Annotated in this window: 1 protein-coding gene; it reads right to left on the bottom strand. The window is 66.3% G+C overall.

The genetic code is table 11. The features are described 5' to 3' along the window. Positions 1 to 233, bottom strand: a 233-nt coding sequence (bcsG, locus tag SB751_RS30430) for a cellulose biosynthesis protein BcsG (RefSeq protein WP_410749074.1), incomplete at its 3' end; no start/stop codon positions are given. Positions 234 to 273 lie beyond the last annotated feature (40 nt).

The following is a 273-nucleotide window of genomic DNA, read 5'->3' as shown; positions in this document are numbered from 1 at the left end:
AGCACGGGGATCTGCGAGATCGCGCGGCTGATCGGCGGCCAGCCCGACTCGTGATAGAACAGCGCGATGCCCGCGAGCACCGCGAGCACGTTGCGCGTGATGCGCAGCCAGCGCACATGCAGCGGCACCAGCAGCGCGGCCGCGAACACGATGTTCAGCAGCCACAGCGGGCTGAATGTGCCCAGTGCGTACAGGTACAGCTTGGCGGCGAAGTAGAGATTCCAGAGGCCCATGGTGTGTCGCGTTCCCGCGTTGCGCGGCGTAATGTCGGTC

The sequence above is a fragment of the Cupriavidus sp. SIMBA_020 genome, from assembly GCF_046535395.1.
Taxonomy (GTDB): domain Bacteria; phylum Pseudomonadota; class Gammaproteobacteria; order Burkholderiales; family Burkholderiaceae; genus Cupriavidus; species Cupriavidus campinensis.
Note: the sequence above shows the minus strand (reverse complement) of the source record. Positions and strands in the feature narration are given on the sequence as shown.